The organism is Streptomyces sp. GQFP (assembly GCF_021545335.1).
Taxonomy (GTDB): Bacteria; Actinomycetota; Actinomycetes; order Streptomycetales; family Streptomycetaceae; genus Streptomyces.
In genome coordinates this window covers 6,355,763-6,377,554 of the sequence record NZ_CP089312.1, presented here as the reverse complement: position 1 = coordinate 6,377,554, position 21,792 = coordinate 6,355,763, and the positions used below count along the sequence as shown (strand labels likewise).

The 21,792-nt window shown below is 69.3% G+C and carries 16 protein-coding genes and 1 pseudogene; 11 read left to right on the top strand and 6 right to left on the bottom strand.

The window, feature by feature from the left end:
* Positions 1-4: 4 nt before the first annotated feature.
* Positions 5-268 carry a WhiB family transcriptional regulator gene (locus LUX31_RS28690; protein WP_010034659.1) on the bottom strand — a complete coding sequence of 88 codons (264 nt, stop codon included), beginning with the start codon at positions 266-268 and terminating at the stop codon, positions 5-7.
* A 698-nt stretch (positions 269-966) separates the two neighbouring features.
* On the opposite strand from LUX31_RS28690, the gene LUX31_RS28685 reads away from it, so the two are divergent.
* From LUX31_RS28685 to LUX31_RS28670, 4 genes are read left to right on the top strand one after another with little or no spacing between them, the layout of a single operon-like run.
* Positions 967-1,461, top strand: coding sequence for a cysteine dioxygenase (locus LUX31_RS28685; RefSeq protein WP_235478205.1), 495 nt, complete (start codon positions 967-969; stop codon positions 1,459-1,461).
* A 34-nt stretch (positions 1,462-1,495) separates the two neighbouring features.
* Positions 1,496-2,455 carry a 2-phospho-L-lactate transferase gene (cofD, locus tag LUX31_RS28680; protein WP_235478204.1) on the top strand — a complete coding sequence of 320 codons (960 nt, stop codon included), beginning with the start codon at positions 1,496-1,498 and terminating at the stop codon, positions 2,453-2,455.
* A complete protein-coding gene (locus LUX31_RS28675) occupies positions 2,452-3,810 on the top strand; it encodes a coenzyme F420-0:L-glutamate ligase (RefSeq protein WP_268828211.1) in 1,359 nt (452 codons plus the stop codon). The genes cofD and LUX31_RS28675 overlap by 4 nt, the downstream gene beginning before the upstream one ends.
* Before the next feature lie 60 nt (positions 3,811-3,870).
* Positions 3,871-4,890, top strand: coding sequence for a DNA-3-methyladenine glycosylase family protein (locus tag LUX31_RS28670; RefSeq protein WP_235478203.1), 1,020 nt, complete (start codon positions 3,871-3,873; stop codon positions 4,888-4,890).
* A gap of 322 nt (positions 4,891-5,212) precedes the next feature.
* On the opposite strand, the gene LUX31_RS28665 is transcribed toward LUX31_RS28670, so the two are convergent.
* Positions 5,213-6,295 (bottom strand): nucleotidyltransferase family protein, encoded by a 1,083-nt coding sequence (locus LUX31_RS28665; protein WP_235478202.1) that lies wholly within the window; start codon positions 6,293-6,295, stop codon positions 5,213-5,215.
* Positions 6,296-6,367: 72 nt separating this feature from the next.
* Positions 6,368-7,726, bottom strand: coding sequence for a peptidoglycan recognition protein family protein (locus LUX31_RS28660; protein WP_235478201.1), 1,359 nt, complete (start codon positions 7,724-7,726; stop codon positions 6,368-6,370).
* Between the two features lie 128 nt (positions 7,727-7,854).
* Between LUX31_RS28660 and LUX31_RS28655 the strand changes: the two genes are divergently transcribed.
* The 4 genes from LUX31_RS28655 (at position 7,855) to LUX31_RS28640 (ending at position 13,772) form a co-directional block, all read left to right on the top strand.
* Entirely contained in the window at positions 7,855-8,613 is a 759-nt protein-coding gene (locus tag LUX31_RS28655) for a TIGR03089 family protein (RefSeq protein WP_235478200.1), read from the top strand.
* Between the two features lie 101 nt (positions 8,614-8,714).
* A protein-coding gene (locus LUX31_RS28650; protein WP_235474839.1) for an IS5 family transposase occupies positions 8,715-9,589 on the top strand; the annotation gives its coding sequence in 2 pieces (ribosomal slippage) (positions 8,715-9,059 and positions 9,062-9,589; 873 coding nt in all).
* Positions 9,590-10,176: 587 nt separating this feature from the next.
* Positions 10,177-11,940: an LCP family protein gene (locus tag LUX31_RS28645; RefSeq protein WP_235478199.1), complete on the top strand. Its 1,764-nt coding sequence runs from the start codon at positions 10,177-10,179 to the stop codon at positions 11,938-11,940.
* Between the two features lie 149 nt (positions 11,941-12,089).
* On the top strand, positions 12,090-13,772 hold the full coding sequence (locus tag LUX31_RS28640; RefSeq protein WP_235478198.1) for an LCP family protein: 1,683 nt from the start codon (positions 12,090-12,092) through the stop codon (positions 13,770-13,772).
* Positions 13,773-13,834: 62 nt separating this feature from the next.
* On the opposite strand, the gene LUX31_RS28635 is transcribed toward LUX31_RS28640, so the two are convergent.
* Complete coding sequence (locus LUX31_RS28635; protein ID WP_235478197.1) at positions 13,835-14,884, bottom strand: glycosyltransferase family 2 protein; 1,050 nt, start codon at positions 14,882-14,884, stop codon at positions 13,835-13,837.
* 150 nt (positions 14,885-15,034) lie between these two features.
* On the opposite strand from LUX31_RS28635, the gene LUX31_RS28630 reads away from it, so the two are divergent.
* Entirely contained in the window at positions 15,035-16,492 is a 1,458-nt protein-coding gene (locus LUX31_RS28630) for an LCP family protein (RefSeq protein ID WP_235478196.1), read from the top strand.
* Positions 16,493-16,733: 241 nt separating this feature from the next.
* Here the strand turns inward: LUX31_RS28630 and LUX31_RS28625 are convergent.
* Positions 16,734-17,238, bottom strand: a pseudogene (locus tag LUX31_RS28625) (acyl-CoA thioesterase).
* Positions 17,239-17,357: 119 nt separating this feature from the next.
* Here LUX31_RS28625 and LUX31_RS28620 point away from each other — a divergent pair.
* On the top strand, positions 17,358-18,641 hold the full coding sequence (locus LUX31_RS28620) for an LCP family protein (RefSeq protein ID WP_235478195.1): 1,284 nt from the start codon (positions 17,358-17,360) through the stop codon (positions 18,639-18,641).
* 75 nt (positions 18,642-18,716) lie between these two features.
* Here LUX31_RS28620 and LUX31_RS28615 read toward each other — a convergent pair whose 3' ends face one another.
* Positions 18,717-19,874, bottom strand: a complete 1,158-nt coding sequence (locus tag LUX31_RS28615; protein WP_235478194.1) for an acyl-CoA dehydrogenase family protein — start codon at positions 19,872-19,874, stop codon at positions 18,717-18,719.
* 237 nt (positions 19,875-20,111) lie between these two features.
* On the opposite strand from LUX31_RS28615, the gene LUX31_RS28610 reads away from it, so the two are divergent.
* Entirely contained in the window at positions 20,112-21,455 is a 1,344-nt protein-coding gene (locus LUX31_RS28610; protein WP_235478193.1) for a UDP-glucose dehydrogenase family protein, read from the top strand.
* Positions 21,456-21,792: the final 337 nt, after the last annotated feature.

Here is a 21,792-nt window from a genome sequence, read left to right as displayed (position 1 = left end):
CGCCTCAGACGGCGGCCTTCTTCAGCCGGCGGCGTTCGCGCTCGGAAAGGCCGCCCCAGATGCCGAAGCGTTCGTCGTTCGCGAGGGCGTACTCGAGGCACTCGGAGCGGACCTCGCAGGCGAGGCAGACCTTCTTGGCCTCGCGGGTCGAGCCGCCCTTCTCGGGAAAGAAGGACTCGGGGTCGGTCTGGGCGCACAGCGCGCGCTCCTGCCAGCCGAGTTCCTCGTCCGCGTCGTCGACCAGCAGTTGCTGCACCGTCTCGGTCATGTGCGCCCCTCGTCCGTCTTTCGCGTCCCCGTGAGGTTGCCGTCAACCGATATCGGCCGAACGACACGAGTGAAATTACAAGTGTGCTGCTCCGGGCGAGTCAAGCCGAGATCTGCTATTGGGCCCCTTATTCACTCTGCGGAACCAAGGCCATGCGGAAAGTGTTCAAATCGGCATAAACCTTGACAGGCAGAGAAGGCCCCCGGAGGGGCACCCCGAAGGACGACCGCCCCCGCGCACAGAGCCTGTTACGGGAGAGGACGCCCAGAAGTTCGATCTCGTTCCGAGGTCGGTGCGCCTGGTTGTGCGCCATGTGTCCCCGAAGGCGTACGCACAAACCTTTCACCGAGGAGATGAACCGGATGAGGTGAAACATGTCCCACATACCGGGCGTCGAGTTGACAGTGAAGGTGTGAACCGGTGTTCTTGTGGGCATGCTCGCGAACTTGGCACTCACCTCGACCCGCCCCGCGCGGTCCCTCGGTGCTGCCCCTGCTCGCTGTAGCTGTTGTTGCTGTTCCAGCTGTTGAGCCCAACGCGCTCCGGCTGCCATTGAGTCCACCGCGACTCGGCTGCTGTTCCCCCGAAGCCCACATCAGGGTTCTGTTTTTCCCGGCCTTCCCGCCCGCGACCCGGGCGGACGGTACGCGACACCCAGCCAGCCCCCACACTTCTCCCGCCGAGGACCTCCGCACTCCATGAACAGCGACAGCGATCTCCAGATCGCAGGCGACATCCTCGAAGTACCGCACCTGCTCCAGGCCCCGCGCGAGCACCCGGCCACCGTCGCCGACTTCGTCGGCCTGGCCCGCACGATCGCCGAGGACCGCTCCCAGTGGGCGCACCTCGTCCAGTACGACGCGACCTCGCGCTGGTACCACCGGCTGCGCACCGGCCCCGGCTACGAGGTGTGGCTGCTGTCCTGGGTCCCGGGCCAGGGCAGCGGTCTGCACGACCACGGCGGCTCGTCGGGCGTCCTGACGGTCCTGGACGGGCAGCTGACGGAACGGACGGAGCGCGGCACGCGCGCGTTGCGGGCGGGCGCACAGCGGGTCTTCGCTCCGGGGTACGTCCACGAGGTGGTCAACGACGCGCTCGAACCGGCCGTGAGCCTGCACGTCTACTACCCGGGCCTGACGGAGATGCCGATGCACGCGGCGCGCTGCGCGCCGTCGGCCGCGGTGACCGGCTGACGCGTTGTCGTACCCGCCTGCCAGACTTGTCCGCATGCGCATTGTGGTTCTGGCAGGCGGCATCGGTGGTGCCCGGTTCCTGCGCGGTCTTCAGCGGGCCGTGCCGGACGCGGACATCACCGTCATCGGCAACACCGGCGACGACATTCACCTCTTCGGGCTGAAGGTCTGCCCCGACCTCGACACGGTGATGTACACCCTCGGCGGCGGCATCAACGAGGAGCAGGGCTGGGGGCGTACCGACGAGACCTTCCACCTGAAGGAGGAGCTGGCGGCGTACGGTGTCGGGCCGGAGTGGTTCGGCCTCGGCGACCGGGACTTCGCCACGCACATCGTGCGGACGCAGATGCTCGGCGCGGGTTATCCGCTGAGCGCCGTCACCGAGGCACTGTGCGACCGGTGGAAGCCCGGGGTGCGGCTCATCCCGATGTCCGACGACCGCGTGGAGACCCATGTCGCCGTCGAGGTGGACGGCGAGCGCAAGGCGGTCCACTTCCAGGAGTACTGGGTGCGGCTGCGGGCGTCCGTGCCGGCCGAGGCGATCGTGCCGGTCGGCGCGGAGCAGGCGAAACCGGCGCCGGGGGTCCTGGAGGCGATCGCCGACGCCGACGTGATCCTCTTCCCGCCGTCCAACCCGGTCGTGTCCGTCGGCACGATCCTGGCCGTGCCCGGGATCCGCGAGGCGATCGCCGAGGCCGGGGTGCCCGTGGTGGGCCTCTCCCCCATCGTCGGGGACGCGCCCGTGCGCGGGATGGCCGACAAGGTGCTCGCGGCGGTCGGCGTGGAGGCCACGGCCGCGGCGGTCGCCGAGCACTACGGCTCGGGGCTGCTGGACGGCTGGCTCGTCGACACGGTCGACGCGGGTGCGGTGGAGCGGGTGGAGACGGCGGGCATCCGCTGCCGTGCCGTGCCGCTGATGATGACTGACGTGGAGGCGTCGGCGCAGATGGCGCGCGAGGCGCTCGCGCTGGCGGAGGAGGTGCGGGGCGCGTGAGTGGTGAGCTTTCCAGTGACGGTGGCGCGGTCGATGGGCTCGGCGGCGGTGCCGATGGCGGGTACCGGGTGTGGGCCGTGGGTGGACTGCCCGAGGTTCAGCCCGGGGACGATCTCGCGAAGCTGATCGCCGCCGCTGCCGGGCCCGGGCTGCTCGACGGGGACGTGCTGCTCGTCACCTCGAAGATCGTGTCCAAGGCCGAGGGGCGGGTCGTGCAGGCGGCGGACCGGGAGGCCGCGATCGACGCCGAGACTGTACGGGTCGTCGCCAGGCGCGGGCCGCTGCGGATCGTGGAGAACCGGCAGGGGCTGGTGATGGCCGCGGCCGGAGTCGACGCCTCCAACACGCCGTCCGGGACGGTTCTGCTGCTGCCCGAGGATCCCGACGCGTCCGCGCGGGCGATCCGGGACGGGCTGAGGGACGCCCTGGGCGTCAACATCGGGGTCGTCGTGACCGACACCTTCGGGCGACCCTGGCGCGCGGGGCTCACGGACGTGGCGATCGGTGCCGCGGGCGTACAGGTGCTCGACGATCTGCGCGGGGGTACGGACGCGTACGGCAATCCGCTCTCCGCGACCGTCGTGGCGACCGCCGACGAACTGGCCGCCGCCGGGGACCTGGTCAAGGGCAAGGCCTCCGGGCTGCCCGTCGCGGTCGTGCGGGGGCTGCCGCATGTCGTGGCCGACAGCGGTGAGGATGTGGGGGCGCGGGCTCTCGTGCGCGATGCGCGCGACGACATGTTCCGGCTCGGCACGTCGGAGGCCGTACGGGAGGCGGTGACCCAGCGGCGTACGGTGCGGGCCTTCACGGACGAGCCCGTCGACCCCGGTGCGGTACGACGGGCGGTCGCCGCCGCTGTCACCGCGCCCGCGCCTCATCACACGACGCCCTGGCGCTTCGTACTGCTGGAGTCGCAGCGGTCGCGGACCGAGCTGCTGGACGCCATGCGGGACACCTGGATCGCGGACCTGCGGCGGGACGGGAAGAGCGAGGAGTCCATCGCGAAGCGGGTGCGGCGGGGTGAGGTGCTGCGGGGAGCGCCGTATCTCGTGGTGCCTTGTCTGGTGATGGACGGGTCACACACGTACGGGGACGCTCGGCGGGACGGGGCCGAGCGGGAGATGTTCGTGGTCGCGACCGGGGCCGGGGTGCAGAACTTCCTTGTCGCGCTGGCCGGGGAGCGGCTCGGGTCGGCGTGGGTGTCGTCGACGATGTTCTGCCGGGATGTCGTGCGGGAGGTGCTGGGGCTGGAGCCCGGGTGGGATCCGATGGGGGCGATCGCGGTCGGGCATCCGGCGGAGGCTCCGCGGGCTCGGGTGGATCGGGATGCGGGGGCGTTCATCGAGGTGCGGTGAGCCTGGTCGAGGTGCGGTGAGGTCTGTGGGGTTCGATTCCTCCGGTTAGGAACGGTTTTCGTGGCAGGACGGTTCGCTCCTCAGCAACCTTCTCGGCCCACTCGTACGACCGTGCGAGGTGGGGATGTCGTCGTGCCTGGTGTCGTGCCTCGGCAGACCTGTGCTTCGGGGGTGACCCGGACCTGGGTGCCCGCCGGCCCGCTCGATCTCGGGCTCGTTCTGGGGCCGTTGCGGCGGGGGCCCGGGGATCCGACGTTCCGGGCCTCGTCTGATGGGTCCGTGTGGCGGGCCAGTCGTACGCCTGTCGGGCCCGGGACCCTGCGGGTCGCGCTGCGGGACGGGGTGGTCCGGGGGGAGGCGTGGGGGCCCGGGGCCGAGTGGTTGCTGGAGCGGTTGCCCGGGTTGCTGGGGGCGGACGACGATCCCGAGGCGTTCGAGCCCCGGCATCGGGTTGTCGCGCTCGCCCGTCATCGGCGGCCGGGGTTGCGGCTGACTCGGACCGGGCTGGTCATGGAGTCGCTGATTCCGTCCGTGCTGGAGCAGAAGGTGACCACCGACGAGGCTTATCGGGCTTGGCGGTTGCTTGTGCGGAAGTTCGGGGAGCCTGCGCCTGGGCCCGAAGGCCTGCCCCAAGGGTTGTTTGTTGTGCCTGCCGCTCGTGACTGGGCTCTGATTCCGTCCTGGGAGTGGCATCGGGCCGGGGTCGACAACAAGCGGGCCTCGACGATTCTGCGGGCGGTTCGGGTCGCGGGGCGGTTGGAGGAGGCTGTCGCGCTGGATCCGGAGCGGGCTCGGGCTCGGCTGGAGGTGGTTCCGGGGGTGGGGCCCTGGACGTCTGCGGAGGTTGTGCAGCGGAGTCATGGGGCGGCGGATGCGGTGACTGTGGGGGATCTGCATCTGCCGGGGATTGTGGGGTTCGCGTTGGCGGGGGATCGGGATGCGGATGATGACGTGATGTTGTCGTTGCTGGAGCCGTATGCGGGGCAGCGGCATCGGGCGGCTCGGTTGATTTTGTTGAGTGGGCGGGTGCCGGGGCGGCGGGGGCCGCGGATGCGCAAGGGGGATATTGGGCGGCTTTGATCTCGCCCCCGCCGCCCCTACCCGTTCCCATCCCTGGGGGCTGCGCCCCCAGACCCCCCTGTCGGCCTGAACGGCCTCGTCCTCAAACGCCGGACGGGCTGGAGGGGGTGCGGGCCGGCGCTGGGGAAGGCAGAGGCCGGTGGGTGGGTGGGAGAACTAGAGGCCAACGCGCTCGCCCTGAGACGCCGGACGGGCCGAGTTGTGGCGGCCGGGCTCGCTTTCTCAGCGCCGGCCCGCATCTCCAGCCCGTCCGGCGTTTGAGGACGAGGCCCGTTCAGGGCCGTAGCCGGGGTCTGGGGCGCCCGCCCCCAGGGGGTGGCCCTTACTGGTCCGACGAGAAGCGGAGCGCCCCCGCTGGGATTCTTGCGTCGCACCACACCCGTACGCCCTCCCTGAGTTCGTTGTCGGCGCCGATGATCGCGCCGTCGCCGATCACCGTGCCGGTCAGGATGGAGCGTTCGCCCACTCGGGCCCTTGTGCCGATCAGGGAGTTGGTGATGACCGCGCCCGGTTCTACCACCGCGCCCGCCAGGATCGTGCTGCCCGAGACGCGTGCGCCCTCCGCCACGAACGCGCCCTCGCCCACCACCGTGCCGCCGGTCAGCTTGGCGTCGGGGGCCACCCTGGCCGAGGGGAGGATCAGGCGGTCGCCGCAGCGGCCGGGGACCGCGGGGGACGGGGCTCGGCCCAGTACCAGGTCCGCCGAACCTCGTACGAAGGCCGCGGGTGTCCCCAGGTCCAGCCAGTACGTCGAATCCACCAAGCCCTGGAGGTGGGCTCCCAGCGCCAGTAGTTCCGGGAACGTTTCTCTTTCCACCGATACCGGGCGGCCCGTCGGGATCGTGTCGATGACCGAGCGACGGAAGACGTACGCCCCCGCGTTGATCTGGTCGGTGACGATCTCCTCGGGGGACTGGGGTTTCTCCAGGAATGCTGTTACCCGGTCTGATTCGTCCGTCGGGACCAGGCCGTATGCCCTCGGGTCCGTTACTCGGGTGAGGTGCAGTGAGACGTCCGCCCCTGTCGTCTCGTGCGTGCTGACCAGGGCCCTGATGTCCAGGCCCGTGAGGATGTCGCCGTTGAAGACCAGGACCGGGTCGTCGGGGGCGGAGTGCAGGCGCGAGGCCACGTTGCGGATCGCGCCGCCCGTGCCGAGGGGCTCGTCCTCGGTGACGTACTCCAGATGGAGGCCGAGGGATCCGCCGTCGCCGAAGTGGGGTTCGAAGACCTCGGCCAAGTAGGAGGTGGCGAGGATGATGTGCTCCACCCCCGCCGCTCTCGCTCTCGCCAACTGGTGCGTGAGGAAGGGGACTCCGGCCGCAGGGACCATCGGTTTCGGGGTGTGCACGGTGAGCGGACGCAACCGGGTGCCCTTGCCGCCGACCAGGAGAATCGCTTCTGTCACCTGTCGTCCCTGCTTCCTGTTACCGCCGGGACCGACCGAATCGTCATCATCGCGTTCGGTCGGTCGAAGTCTTCATCGGCCCTGGTACTTGGCCGCCGACAAGCGCGCCGAGCCGAGCCTTCCGTAGAGCAGCCGGCCCGGGCACTCGGTGGCGAAGCCGTCCCGGTGGCCGGAGATCACGTTCAGTCGTACGTTCTTTCCCTTTGGGTAGAGATTGCCACCACCTGACTTCAGGTATGTCTTTCCGTTCGGATTCGCCCCGAACAGGCCGAGCTTCCAGGCGGTGAGCCGCGCGATCGCCCCCACTGCCGCTTTGGACGGCTTGGAGCTGACGAAAGTTCCGAGGACGGCGATCCCCATGCTGTCCGTGTTGAACCCGAGCGTGTGTGCGCCCATCACCGGCTTCGCCACACCCCCGGCGCGGCCCTCGTAGATGTTTCCGCACCGGTCGACGAGGAAGTTGTAGCCGATGTCCCGCCAGCCGCTGCTCAGCACGTGGTAGCGGTAGATGCCGCGGATGAGGGACGGGACCTGTGTGCACCAGTACTTGTTGCCCGAGGCCGTGTGGTGCACGAAGGCCACCTTGACCTTCTTCGTGTAGACGAAGCCGCGTTCGCGCAGCTTCTCGTCGGCGCCCCAGCCGCGCCGTGTGACGATCCGCGGGCGCGGGCCGATGAACGGCTTCACCCGTAGCTCGCCCTGCTCGCCCTGCTCCCCCTGCTCCCCCTGCTCCCCCTGCTCCCCCTGCTCCCCCTGCAGTAGGCGTGCCTCTTCCTCCGTCTGCTGTCTGTTCAGTGCCGGAATCTCGGTGGCGTACTCGGTCTGTGTCTCCGGCGCTCTCACGTCGCGTGTGCGCTGGCCTTCGGGTTCCGCCGCCGCCTCGCCCGGGTCCACCAGTTCGAGGCGCAGGCCCGCGGGGAGGGGCTCGCGGGCGCCCGTCGTGCGGCCCTCACCGTCCGCTCGTACGCGGACCTCCACGCCGTCCGAGTCGCCCACCCACAGCGGCGCCGTGGAGCCCCGGACCCGACCTGAGGAGCGTTCGGCCGTGTCGGGGTCGGCCGCGTGGTCATGGTTGTGGGTCTCGACGTTCTGCCAGCCGGACCAGTGGTCGCCGCCGGCCTCCCGGGTACGGACCTCGACACTGCCGTACAGCTCGGCGTCCGGGTTGTCCCAGATGACGCCGACGAGCGAGAAGCGTCGTACGTCCGAACGGTACAGGCCCTGTTCGGCGGCCGAGCCGAGGATGCGGTCGCCGGGGCGGGGGGTCAGAGGCAGCGACTGGGTGCTGCCGGGGACGGTGGGGGCCACCGCTGCCGGTCTCGCCGCGGCGGGTCTCACCGTGGCCGAGGCCGGGGTTGTGGGCAGGGTCAACGGGAGCGCCAGGGCGGTTGCACACGTGACGCCGATCGAGGAAGCAAGATACCTACGCATGCCCCTGATCCTGGACATAGTCATACATATCTGTCCAACGATGAACTGACGGTCCGTCTGGCGTGTCCGCCCGAAACGGGGCCCCCGGGGGTCGGCCCGCGCCCATGCCCACGCGTACCCTTGCGCGGGTGAACGCCACCGACCGCACCCCTGCCGACCTGCTGCGTTCCGCGCTCGCCGCGGACCCCGCGCGCCCCCTGGTGACCTTCTACGACGATGCCACGGGCGAACGTGTCGAATTGTCCGTGGCCACCTTCGCCAATTGGGTGGCCAAGACCGCGAATCTCCTCCAGGGCGAGCTGTCCGCCGAACCGGGTGACCGGGTCGCGCTGCTGCTGCCCGCGCACTGGCAGACGGCGGTGTGGCTGCTGGCGTGTTCGTCGGTGGGGGTTGTCGCGGACATGGGGGGCGAGGCTTCCGTCGCCGACATCGTCGTCAGCGGGCCCGACACGCTGGAGGCGGCGCGGGCGTGTTCCGGCGAGCGGGTCGCGCTCGCGCTGCGGCCGCTGGGTGGGCGGTTCCCGCAGGTGCCGGAGGGCTTCGCCGATTACGCGGTGGAGGTGCCGAGTCAGGGGGACCGGTTCGTGGCGTACGCGCCTGTGGATCCGGAGGCGGCGGCGCTGATTGTCGCCGGGGCGGAGTTCACGGGGGCGGAGGTTGTGGAGCGGGCCGGGGCCGATGCGGTGGGGTTCGGGTTGGCGGGGCCTGGGTCTCGGTTGCTGTCGGGGCTGGGGTACGACACGTGGGAAGGGGTCAGTGCGGGGTTGTACTCGCCGCTTGCCACCGGGGGGTCTGTTGTTCTGTGCCGGCATCTGGAGCGGGTGTCCGAGGGTGTGGTGGCCAAGCGGGTTGAGGATGAGCGGGTTTCGGCTACTCGCCGGGCGTGAGGTGGTTCTTCGGCTTTCCGCCGGTGGGGGCTTGTCGCGCAGTTCCCCGCACCCCTAGGGCGTGTTTCAGAAGTGGATCTTGATGTGTCAAGATCTACTTCATGGGGAGGCACGATCTGACGCATGCGCAGTGGGCGAAGCTAGAGCCCCTGCTTCCCGCTGGGAAGAAGTCCGGACGGCCACCGGTGCACACCAAGCGACAGCTGATAGACGGCATACGCTGGCGCACCCGCGCTGGTGCTCCGTGGCGGGACGTGCCCGAGCGGTACGGCCCATGGGAGACGGTGTACGGACTGTTTCGGCGTTGGCAGCGGGACGGCACCTGGCACCGCATCTTCGAGCAGCTGCAGGCCCGGGCCGAGGCCGAGGGGCTGATCACCTGGGACGTCTCGGTGGACTCGACCATCGCCCGCGCCCACCAGCATGCGGCGGGTGCCCGCAAAAAGGGGATCTGCAAGTCGAGCCGCCAGGTGGTGTGTTCACCGAGCCTGACGACCACGGGCTCGGACGCTCCCGGGGCGGGCTGACGACCAAGCTCCACCTGGCGGTCGAGCAGGCCCAGAAGCCGATGTCGCTGGTGATCACGGCCGGGCAGCGCGGTGACTCCCCACAGTTCCAGGTGGTCCTGGGCCGTATCAGGGTGCCCCGGCTCGGGCCGGGCCGCCCGCGCACCCGACCGGACAAGGTTCGTGCCGACAAGGCGTACGGCTCCCGCGCGAACCGCGCCTACCTGCGCAGGCGCGGTATCCGCTGCACGATCCCGGAGAAACGGGACCAGATCGCCCACCGCAAGAAGCGCGGATCCCACGGCGGCCGGCCACCGAAGTTCGACGCGGCCGACTACAAAGAGCGCCACGCGGTGGAGTGCGGGATCAATCGCCTCAAGCGCCACCGTGCGGTGGCGACGAGGTACGACAAGCTCGCCGTCCGCTACGAGGCGACCGTGCTGGTCGCAGCCATCAACGAGTGGCTGTGACCAGCACTTTCGAAACACGCCCTAGGTGAGTCCCCTCGTCCCTCGTTCATTCGTTCGGTCCAGTAGCGGGTGCCCTCGCCCCCTGTCCGCGTCATGGTCGTAGGGGTCGGCGGGACTCCGGGACCGAGCGGTCGGACACGACCATCCTGTTGCATCCGACGCGCCGGTCGCCGTGGCGGCGGAAATCCCGGTTCAGGGTGATTCCTTCGCACAAAGCAGTGATGTGGAACACAATTCTGGATACGAGTTCGAGGGTGGCTCTGCCGGCAAGTGGCCCGGAGGGTCGCCGTCCGCCCAACTCCCCACCCCTGCCCCCGTACCCACTTTTCGCGGGAACACGGCCGCCCGGGACGCCTGTGGGTAAAGCGATTGCCAAGTCGGCGAACTTTAGTTCAAAGAAATGGGTGGATTGCCCAGTTGTATGGACGTGGAATTTGTCACCGTCGTCGCTTGACGCCCAACTGGACGGATAGTGTGAGCGATCCGGTGCGTCAGGACGAGTGTCGTGTGCACACCGGAGACCGAGACCCGAGCGCCTTTGGAGGGGGAAAGGCGCCGCGTGGCCCCGACGGAGGATTCAGACAACCGTGGACGCGCAAGGCCGTGGGCGGGCGGACGACATCGACCCCGCAGACCAGTGGGTGCTCAACCCGAGCACTGGCGAATACGAACTGCGACTGACTCCCTCCGCACCGCAATCAGCGGTCCCGGGACCTCGTCGAGCCACACCCGCCAACGCGGGTGCGGTACGCGGGCGTTCGGCGGCACCGGAGCGGGAGCAGGACCGAGAGACGCACGGCGTGCCCGGGTCACCCGGGCAGGTGCCGCCGCCGAGAAGGCGGCGGGGTGTGCCGGAGCCTGAGGACCCGCTGCCTGGGCGGCGGCGTTCGCGTGCCCCGCAGAAGAAGAAGTCGAAGGCCAAGAAGGCGCTGCTCTGGACCGGCGGGACCATGGCCTTCGTCCTGGTGGCCGCCACGGCGGCCGGCTACTTCTACCTCAAGCAACTTGAGGGCAACGTCACGACGACCGACGTCGGTACTGCGGCCAAGGACGGCTTCAGCAAGGACGAGGCCTTCAACATCCTGATCATCGGTACGGACAAGCGCACCGGTGCGGGCAACGAGTCGTACGGCGACGCGGGCAGCGTCGGGCACGCGGACACGACGATCCTGCTGCACGTCTCCAAGGACCGGACGAACGCGACCGCGCTCAGCATCCCGCGTGACCTGATCGTCGACGTACCGGACTGTCCGACCGTGCAGGAGGACGGCTCCGAGAAGACCATCGCCGGTACCCAGGGCGTCCGCTTCAACACCAGCCTCGGGCAGGACGGGCGCGACCCGGGCTGCACCATGCGCACCGTGAAGGCGGTCACCGGTATCTCGCCGGACCACTTCATGATGGCCGACTTCAACGCCGTGAAGACGCTGACGACGGCGGTGGGCGGGGTCGAGGTCTGTGTGGAGAACGCCGTCAACGACAAGGAGTCCAAGCTGAAGCTGCCGGCTGGGAAGTCCACGGTCGAGGGGGAGCAGGCGCTCGCCTTCGTCCGTACGCGGCACAGCTTCGGCAACCAGGGCGACCTGGACCGGATCAAGGTGCAGCAGCAGTTCCTCAGCTCGCTGATGCGCAAGATGGCCTCCAGCGACACCCTGACCAACCCGGCCAAGCTGCTGAAGATCGCCAACGCGGCCACCAAGGCGCTGACCGTGGACACCGGTCTCGGCAAGGTCTCCACGCTCAAGGACGTGGCGCTGGAGCTGAAGAAGGTGCCGACGAAGAACATCACCTTCATGACCGTGCCGGTGATCGACACCCCGGGAGAGGCGGTCCGGGCGACGGTCACCGTCGGCCCGACGGCTCAGTCGGTGTTCGACGCGATCAGCAACGACGTGTCGTTCACGGCGGTCAAGCAGCAGAAGGCGAAGGAGGCGGCCGCCGTCGCCGCCCGCCTCAAGGGCACCAAGTCCGCGGCCTCCGAGGTGCGGGTGCGGATCCTGAACGGCGGCGCCCCGGCCGGCTCCGCACAGGAGACTCTTAACTATCTGCAGAATGATGAGGGCGTGTCCAAGTCCGAGAACGCGGGCAACGCCTCGGCGGAGCTCGCGAAGACGACTCTGGAGTACGCGCCCGACCAGGCCGACCAGGCCCGGCGACTGGCCGCCATCATGGGGCTGTCCGGTTCGGCGATGAAGCCCGGAAAGAGTGTGACGAACTCACAGGGGCTGCCCACCATGACGCTGACCCTGGGCAAGGACTTCAAGGGGGCCGGCGTCTCGCTCACCGCGTCGGCGAAGGCACCGACCGTGGAAGGGCAGTCCACGGCGGACAAGGTGCAGTGCGCCAGCTGAGGACACCGATCGACTGAGTACGCCGATCGACGAATTGGGCGTCCGCGCCAGTTGTTTTGGGTGCGCCGGTTGACCTGACAGGCCTGCCTTGCGTCTTACCGGACGCAAGGCAGGCCTGTTCGACGACGCAAGGGTGGGGAGGCAGGGGAATGACACACAGCAGTGTGCACGGGGAGGGGACGCGATCGGGCGTCCGGCCTGCTCGGGTTCCGGGGCAGCGGGACGGCTCGCACGAGCAGCAGGAGGGGGACTCCGGGGACGGCGGCGGCTCGGCCGGCGGCAGTGGCGGCGGCGGTGACCGTCCGGGGGGAAGACCGCGGCGGCCCGGCAAGCGCAAGGTGCTGCGCTGGTCGGCGATGACGCTGGCGGTGCTGATACTCGGTACGGCCGGCGCCGGATACCTCTACTACGAGCATCTGAACAGCAACATCCAGAAGGGCAAGCGCAGCAGCGGCGACTCGAAGGCGCAGAAGACCGAGCCCAACGCGGCCGGGCAGACCCCGCTGAACATCCTGCTGATCGGCTCGGACAGCCGTGCCTCCGCCGCCAACGTGTCCCTGGGCGGCGGCAAGGCCAACAGCGCCAACCCGCCGCTGGGCGACGTCCAGATGCTGATCCATCTCTCCGCCGACCGCAAGAGCGCGGCCGTGGTGAGCATCCCGCGCGACACCCGGGTCGACATCCCGAAGTGCACGGACCCCGACACCGGTGAGACGTTCGAGGCGACCAACGCCATCATCAACACCTCGCTGGCCCGGGGCGGCGCCGGCTGCACGCTGGCCACCTGGCAGAACCTCACCGGGGTCTACATCGACCACTGGATGACGATCGACTTCGCGGGCGTCGTGCAGATGGCCGACGCCATCGGCGGTGTCGAGGTCTGTGTGAAGCAGAACGTGTGGGACCGCGCGCTGCCCGGCGTACCCGGCGGCTCCGGTCTCAAGCTCAAGGCCGGCAAGCAGAAGGTCCAGGGCAAGTCGGCGCTGCAGTGGCTGCGTACCCGGCACGCCTTCTACAGCGACCTCGGGCGGGCCAAGGCCCAGCACATGTACATGAACTCGATGATCCGCACGCTGAAGTCGCAGAACGTCTTCACGGACGCCCCGCGGCTGACGAGTCTGGCCGAGGCTGCCACCAAGTCCCTGACTGTGTCGGAGGAGTTGGGCACGGTCAAGGAGCTGTACGACCTGGGCATGCAGCTCAAGTCGGTGCCGACCGACCGCATCACGATGACGACGATGCCGACCGTGGTGGACCCGCAGAACCCGAATCATCTGGTGGCGGCCGAGGCCGACGCCGAGACGATGTGGACGATGCTCCGCGACGACATCTCCTTCGACGACAAGGGCGGCACCACGGCGACCAAGGCCCCGACGGCCTCGCCCTCGGCGACGGCTTCGACGGACCCGGCGGCCGACCCCGGCAAGATCGGCGTACTCGTGCAGAACGGCACCCGGACGGCCACGCTCGCAGCGGTCAGCGGCCGGGCGAGCAGCATCAGCGAGATCCTCTCGGGCAAGGGCTTCACGAACGCGGCGGCGGACCGGTCGGCATCGTTGTCGGTCGACAAGACGGTCGTGTACTACCCGAGCGCCGACCTCGCGGGCGACGCCCAGCTCGTCGCCAAGTCCCTGGGGATTCCGACGAGTTCGGTGAAGAAGTCGACGGACGTCTCCGGGGTGACGGTGACCGTGGGCGCCGACTGGCGCGAGGGCACGACGTATCCGAAGCAGACCGCGCCGAAAGCGGGCCAACTGCCCGACACGGCCGACGCGGTGGTGGGTTCGGACACCAGCGCGTGCATGGAGGTGTACTCGCCCTACCGCTGGTAGGGGTACATGAGTCGGGGCCCGCGGTCATCTGACCGCGGGCCCCAACTCGTTGTGGTTCGGGCTCAGTTCGCGTTCGCGCCGTCCAGTACCGCCGGCCGACGGGCCGCGATCACCTTCCGGGCAAGGGACTTGGGACTGGTGAGGAAGCCCCAGCCCCAGCACATGTGCATGGTGGCGAGGGCGACGGGGATCTGCAGCCGGGCCTTCAGCGAGAGCCCCTTGCCCGCCGGGACCGAGCCGGCCGTGATCGCCGCGAGGTAGCCGCCGGGCACCAGCAGGGCCCACGGCGTCAGTACGGCGCCCAGCAGCACGCCCGCCGCTATCGCGCACAGGGCGGTGGGCGGGGCGAGGTAGCGCAGGTTGATTGAGCCCTCGTGGTACCGGGCCACGACATGGCGCCAGCGGCCGTAGTCCTTGTACTGCTTGGCCAGCGCGCGCACGGAGGGCCTCGGGCGGTACGACACCCGCAGCTCGGGCGAGAACCAGATGAGACCGCCCGCCTCCCGGATCCGGAAGTTCAGCTCCCAGTCCTGGGCGCGGATGAACTCCACGTTGTAGCCGCCCTGTTGTTCGAGGGCGGCCCGGCGGAAGACACCGAGGTACACGGTCTCGGCGGGCCCGGCCACACCCCCCGTGTGGAAGGCGGCGTTGCCGACGCCGATCTTCGAGGTCATCGCGGCGGCGACCGCGTCCTCCCAGGCGTTCTCGCCCTCGGCGTGCATGATCCCGCCGACGTTCTGCGCGCCGGTCTCGTCGAGGAGACGGACGGCGGTCGCGATGTAGTCCGGCGAGAGGATGCCGTGTCCGTCGACGCGTACGACGACGGGGTGGCGGGAGGCCTTGATCGCGGCGTTCAGCGCGGCGGGCGTACGGCCGGTCGGGTTGGGGACGGTCTGCACGCGCTTGTTCGTGCCGGCCGTCTCCCGTACCAGCTCGGCGGCGATCTCGTCCGTGCGGTCCGTGGACGGACCGAGGGCGATCACGACCTCCATCTCGCCGGCGTACTCCTGGGCGAGGATCGCTTGGACGGCTCCGCGCAGATGCCGCTCCTCATTGAGGACGGGCATGATCACGGACACGGCGGGCGGCTGCACGTCGGGCTTGGCGTTCATAGGGGGCTCACGTTACCGCGAACGGGGGACACCGACGCGCGCCGCCCGCTCCCTGAGCCGGGCCGCAGATCGTATGGGCCTACGGTGCTCACGGATCCCACGTTCGGCCCCACTCCCCCCGGCCAGCAGCCTTCGCGGAGGTGTCCCCCCATGCCCGCATCCCCCGGTTCCCCACAGCGCCGGCCACGGCCGTCGTCCGGGCGTCCGCGTCCCCCCGTACGGCGGAAGAAGCCACGCTGGGCCATGCGGGCGGTGACGACGCTGTCCGTCGTGGTGCTCGCCGCGGCCGGGATCGGGCACGCGGTGGTCAGCAGCCTCGACGCCGACATCGCCCGCGTCGACCCCTTCAAGGACATGAAGAACCGTCCCCGGGCGGGCCACGGCATGAACGTGCTGCTCGTCGGCACGGACAGCAGAGAGAAGATCAGCGAGGCCGAGCGGCGGAAGTACCGGCTCGGCGGCGCCCCCTGTCACTGCACCGACACGATGATGATCGTGCACATCTCGGAGGACCGGGAGCGGGCGAGCGTCGTCAGCCTGCCGCGCGACTCGTACGCCGTGACGCCCCCGCACACCGACCGGACCACCGGGCACCGGCACGGCGGCCATGTCATCAAGCTGAACGCGGCGTACGCGGAGGGCGGGCCGAACCTCACCGTGCGGACGGTGGAGCACATGACGCACGTGAAGATCGACCACTATCTGGAGATCGACTTCACCAGCTTCATGAAGACGGTGGATGTGCTGGGGGGTGTCGAGATCTGTGCGACGCGTCCGCTGAAGGACTCGTACACGGGGCTGAATCTGGCGGCTGGGAAGCATGAGCTGAGTGGCGGGGAGGCGTTGCAGTACGTCCGTTCCCGGCACGCCGACGGATCCTCCGACCTGGGGCGGATGCAGCGCCAGCAGCGGTTCATGGCGGCGCTGATCGCGCAGTCCACGTCGTCCGGGGTGCTGCTGAACCCGATGAAGTTCCGGGACATCACGCGGGCGGTGCTCGGGTCGGTGCGGGCGGACAAGGAGTTCGGTACGGGTGAGTTGCTGGACCTCGGGCGGGCGATGCGGAACTTCTCGCCTTCGTCGTCCGAGTTCACGACCGTGCCGATCGGGCGGATGGGGTTCGCCGTGAAGGGGATCGGGTCGACGTTGAAGTGGGACGCGGCGAAGTCGGGGCGGTTGTTCCGGGCGCTGCGGGAGGACGAGCCGTTGGCTGTGCGGAAGGGTGGGGGCGGGGGTAGTAAGGGCGGTGCGCCGGCTCGGGTGGAGGTGGCGCCGCAGGAGATTCGGGTGCAGGTGGAGAACGGGACGCGTACGGCGGGGCTGGGGCGGAAGGTGGATCGGGAGTTGGCGGGGGCCGGGTTTCGGACTACTCGGGTGCCGGTGAATGCGCGGGGGCGGGGGGCTTCGCGGACGGTGGTCGCGTACGACCCTCGGTGGGATCGGTCGGCCAGGTCGTTGGCGGCTGCGTTGCCGGGGAGTTCGTTGCGGGTGGTGCGGGGGCAGGGGGCTGTGATGCGGGTGACTGTGGGGGCGGATTATCGGGGGGTGCGGAAGGTTCGGGTGGGGGAGTTCGGGGTTACTACGGGGGATGAGGTGGGGTGTCGGTGAGAGGTGGGTGGGGCTTGGTTTTTCTCGCCCCCGCCGCCCCTACCCGTCCCATCCCTGGGGGCTGTGCCCCCGAACCCCCGCTACGGCCCTGAAGGGGCCTTGTCCTCAAACGCCGGACGGGCTGGGTAGTCAGCCCGTCCGGCGTTTGAGGACGAGGCCGTTCAGGCCGAAAGGGGGGTCTGGGGGCACAGCCCCCAGGGATGGGACGGGTAGGGGCGGCGGGGGCGAAGAAAATCCGCCCTCAGTCGGCCAAGCCGTCCGCCGCTCTTCGCTCCCTCAGCTCCACGATCGCCCTCCGCCGCGCCAAGCGGTGTGTGCGGCGGATCTGGGCCTCCTGGTGACGCCGCTCGTCCCGTTCCGTTTCCGGAACCACCGGCGGGACCCTGCGCGGCTTGCCGTCCGCGTCCACCGCCGCGAAGACCAGGTACGCCGACCCGACCTGCGTCGCCGGCGTCGACTCGTTCCAGCGCTCGGCGAGGACCCGTACCCCGACCTCCATCGAGGTCCGGCCGGTCCAGTTGACCTGGGCCTTGACGTGGACCAGGTCACCCACCCGCACCGGCTCCAGGAACGCCATCTCGTCCATCGACGCCGTGACAGCGGGGCCCCCGCTGTGCCGCCCCGCCGTGCACCGTACCGAGAAGGTTGGTGTCGGCGTGGGTCATGATGTGGCTGAGGGTCGTCCGGGAGGCGGAGGTCGGCTTGCCCGGGGGTGCCGCATCTGTGCTGGTGGCCTGGTCTGTCATGGCCCTCACCTTATGCCGGACGTACACATGGGCGATTTGTGTCAGCTTCGCAACAGCCCTGCTCCTAATTTCCTTCGACCCTTGTATAGGACACACCCCGGCACTGCACACTGGTCGGCATGAACGATTGGCCTGACGCGTGGTCCGACGACAACCGCAACAACCGGTACGGTCGCGGCAGCGCGAACGCACAGCCCGAGGGTGCGCGCGTGATGCGACAGGTTCAACGTGGCCCCCAGTACGGGCAGGGGCCATCCGCGCCTCCGTACGGCGGCGGGGTCCCTCAGCAACAGCAACCGTACGGCGGTGACCCGTACGGCAACGACGGCTACAGCGGCGGCGGCAGCGACTACAACACCGGCCAGGTCTACGGCGGCGGGGCCGGTGCCGTGGGCGGCAACGGTCATGGCGGCCGTCCTGCGCCGAACTGGCGCAAGCGGATCAAGTGGACCGCGATCACCCTGGTCACGCTGCTGGTCGTCGTGTCCGTCAGTACGTACTTCTGGGCCGACTCCAAGCTGAACCGCGAGGTCGACCTGTCGAAGGTCATCGAGCGGCCGGACGCGGGCAAGGGCACGAACTATCTGATCGTCGGTTCCGACAGTCGCGCGGGGCTGTCCGACGAAGAGAAGAAGAAGCTTCGTACCGGGTCCGCCGCAGGGCAGCGCACGGACTCGATGATGATCCTGCACACCGGCGACAACGGCCCGACCCTGATCTCCCTCCCCCGTGACTCGGACGTGGAGATCCCCACCTTCGTGGGCTCCGAGTCCGGCAAGACGTTCAAGGGCACGGGCCGGCACGTGAAGCTGAACGCGGCGTACGCGGAGGACGGGCCCGAACTGCTCGTCCGTACCGTCGAGTTCAACACCGGGCTGCGCATCGACCACTACGTCGAGATCGGCTTCGCCGGGTTCGCGAACATCGTCGACGCGGTCGGTGGCGTGGAACTGACCATCCCCAAGGGCGGGATGAAGGACACCAAGTCCGGCGCCAACTTCACGGCGGGCAAGCAGACCCTCAACGGCGAGCAGGCCCTGGCCTTCGTCCGTACCCGGTACGCCCTCGCGGGCAGCGACCTGGACCGTACGAAGAACCAGCAGAAGTTCCTCGCGGCCCTGGCGAGCCAGACGGCGACGCCGAGCACCCTGCTGAACCCCTTCAAGCTCTACCCCACGATGAGCGCGGGCCTCGACACCCTGGTCGTCGACAAGGACATGAGCCTGTTCGACCTTGCCGACATGTTCTGGGCGATGAAGGGCGTCACCGGCGGCGACGGCAAGTCCATGAACATGCCGCTCGCGGGCTCGTCCGGCGGCAACCTCCTCTGGGACAAGACGAAGGTGAAGACCCTGGTCACCGAGTTGAAGAACGACGACACGGTCACCGTCACCGGCAACTGAGAGCAGTCGAAGCAGTGCGCGAGTCGGCCCCTGCCCGGTCCTTCGGGCAGGGGCCGACTCGCGTGTTCGGGGTTGTTACGGGAGGTTCCTCGCCATCACGATGCGCTGGACCTGGTTCGTGCCCTCGTAGATCTGCGTGATCTTCGCGTCGCGCATCATGCGCTCCACCGGGTAGTCACGGGTGTAGCCGTAGCCGCCGAGCAGCTGGACCGCGTCCGTGGTGACCTCCATCGCCACGTCCGACGCGAAGCACTTCGCCGCCGCGCCCTGGAAGGTGAGGTCGCTGTCGAGGCGTTCCGAGGCGGCCGCGGCCTGGTAGGTCAGGGCGCGGGCGGCGGCGATCTTCATCGCCATGTCGGCGAGCATGAACTGGATGCCCTGGAAGTCGGCGATCGGCTTGCCGAACTGCTTGCGCTCCTTGACGTACCCCTTGGCGTAGTCGAGGGCGCCCTGCGCGATGCCCAGCGCCTGCGCGGCGATCGTGATGCGGGTGTGGTCCAGGGTCTTCATCGCGGTGGCGAAGCCGGTGCCCTCGTCGCCGATCATGCGGTCGGCCGGGATGCGGACGTTGTCGAGGTAGACCTCGCGGGTCGGGGAGCCCTTGATGCCGAGCTTCTTCTCGGGGGCGCCGAAGGAGACGCCCTCGTCGGACTTCTCGACGACGAAGGCCGAGATGCCCTTGCTGCGCTTCGTCGGGTCGGTCACCGCCATCACCGTGTAGTACTCGGACTCGCCCGCGTTGGTGATCCAGCGCTTCACGCCGTTGAGGACCCAGAAGTCGCCGTCGCGGACCGCCTTCGTCTTCATGCCGGCCGCGTCCGAACCCGCGTCGGGCTCCGAGAGGCAGTACGAGAACATGCCGTCGCCCTTGGCGAGCGGCGTCATGTACTTCTTCTTCAGCTCCTCCGAACCGGACAGGATCACCGGGAGGGAGCCCAGCTTGTTCACGGCCGGGATGAGGGAGGAGCTGGCGCAGACCCGCGCCACCTCCTCGATCACGATCACGGTCGCCAGCGCGTCCGCGCCCGCGCCGCCGTACGACTCCGGTACGTGCACCGCGTGCAGGTCGTTCGCGACCAGCGCGTCGTGGGCCTCCCGCGGGAAGCGGGCCTCCTCGTCCACGGCTGCGGCGTACGGCAAGATCTTCGCCTCGGCCAGGGAGCGGATCGCGTCGCGGAGCATGTCGTGCTCCTCGGACGGGCGGTACAGGTCGAAATCAGCCGATCCGGCCAAGGTCTCTCACGCTCCAAAGACGCTGTAACTGTATGACTGACGCTAACTACCGTTAAGTAACACGCTCGCTAACCCAAATTTTAGGGGCCTGTCCACGTGAGTGATACGTGAGCTTGGCGACAGGAGGAGTGTGTTGGGGAAATCTGCCCGGTGAGGGGCCCTGAAACGCCCCGACTATGCTCGTCCATCGCACGTTCGACCCGACGGCACGTACGACCCAGACCCCAGGAGCAACCCATGGCTCTCAAGATCACCGTGATCGGCACCGGATATCTCGGCGCCACCCACGCCGCCGCCATGGCCGAGCTCGGTTTCGAGGTGCTGGGGCTGGACGTCGTCGAGGAGAAGATCGACCTGCTGCGGCGCGGGCAGGTCCCCATGTACGAACCCGGGCTCGAAGAGCTGCTGCGCAAGCATGTCGCGGGGATCGAGGGGTCCACCGGGCGGCTGCGCTTCACCATGGACTGGGCCGAGGTCGCCGCCTTCGGCGACGTCCACTTCGTCTGCGTGAACACCCCGCAGAAGCACGGCGAGTACGCCTGTGACATGTCGTACGTCGATGCCGCGATCGAGTCCCTGGCCCCGCATCTCACCTCCCCCACCCTCGTCGTCGGGAAGTCGACCGTGCCCGTCGGTTCGGCGGACCGGCTCGCCCGGGCGATCTCAGGCCTCGCCCCCGTCGGCGCGGACGCCGAGCTGGCCTGGAACCCGGAGTTCCTGCGCGAGGGCTTCGCCGTCCAGGACACGCTGCACCCCGACCGGGTCGTGGTCGGCGTCCGCAGCGAGCGGGCCGAGAAGCTGCTGCGCGAGGTGTACGCCACGCCGATCGCGGAGGGGACGCCGTTCGTCGTCACCGACTTCCCGACCGCCGAGCTGGTGAAGACCGCCGCGAACTCCTTCCTGGCCACCAAGATCTCGTTCATCAACGCCATGGCGGAGGTCTGCGAGGCCGCCGACGGGGATGTGGCGAAGCTGGCGGAGGCGATCGGGTACGACGACCGGATCGGCAAGAAGTTCCTGCGGGCCGGCATCGGCTTCGGCGGCGGCTGCCTCCCGAAGGACATCCGCGCCTTCATGGCGCGCGCCGGTGAGCTGGGCGCCGACCAGGCGCTGACCTTCCTGCGCGAGATCGACTCCATCAACATGCGCCAGCGCGGCCAGATGGTGGAGCTGGCCCGGCAGGCGCTGGGCGGCGGCCCCTTCCTCGGCAAGCGGGTCGCGGTGCTCGGCGCCACCTTCAAGCCCGACTCGGACGACGTCCGTGACTCGCCGGCCCTCAACGTCGCCGGCCAGATCCACCTCCAGGGCGGCCAGGTGACGGTGTACGACCCGAAGGGCATGGCCAACGCCCGTCGGCTCTTCCCGACGCTCACGTACGCCGACACGGCCGTTGAGGCGGTTCGGGGCGCCGACGCCGTACTCCACCTGACCGAGTGGCGCGAGTTCCGCGAGCTGGACCCGGCGGCGCTGGGCGAGGCGGTGGCCCACCGGCTGGTCCTGGACGGGCGCAACGCCCTCGACCCGGAACTGTGGCGGAAGGCCGGGTGGACGTATCGGGCAATGGGGCGTCCCACTGCCTGATCTTCACTGATCGGGTTTTTCGCGGTCGCGCGGAATTCCGGGCTTCGCCGAATTCCCAACGGTTGGTAAATTCCGGGGTTTCGTCGCCGCGTCCGGAGGGGTCGAGATAAAGCGCGCCCCCGTGCGGCTCGGCGCGGATCGGGGCGGGTCGACCCCGACGGCCGCCCGCAGCCCGGGCGCGACGGGCCCGCGACCTGGCGGCATATGCCATCTCCGCAGAATCCCCAGAACTGATTCGAATTCATTCGAGCAATGTGTGGGAATTGCCGTTCCGTCTGCGCGAGTTCTTCACCGTCGCATTGCGTGTATTGACAGCGTTCTCGACCCATCTCACAGC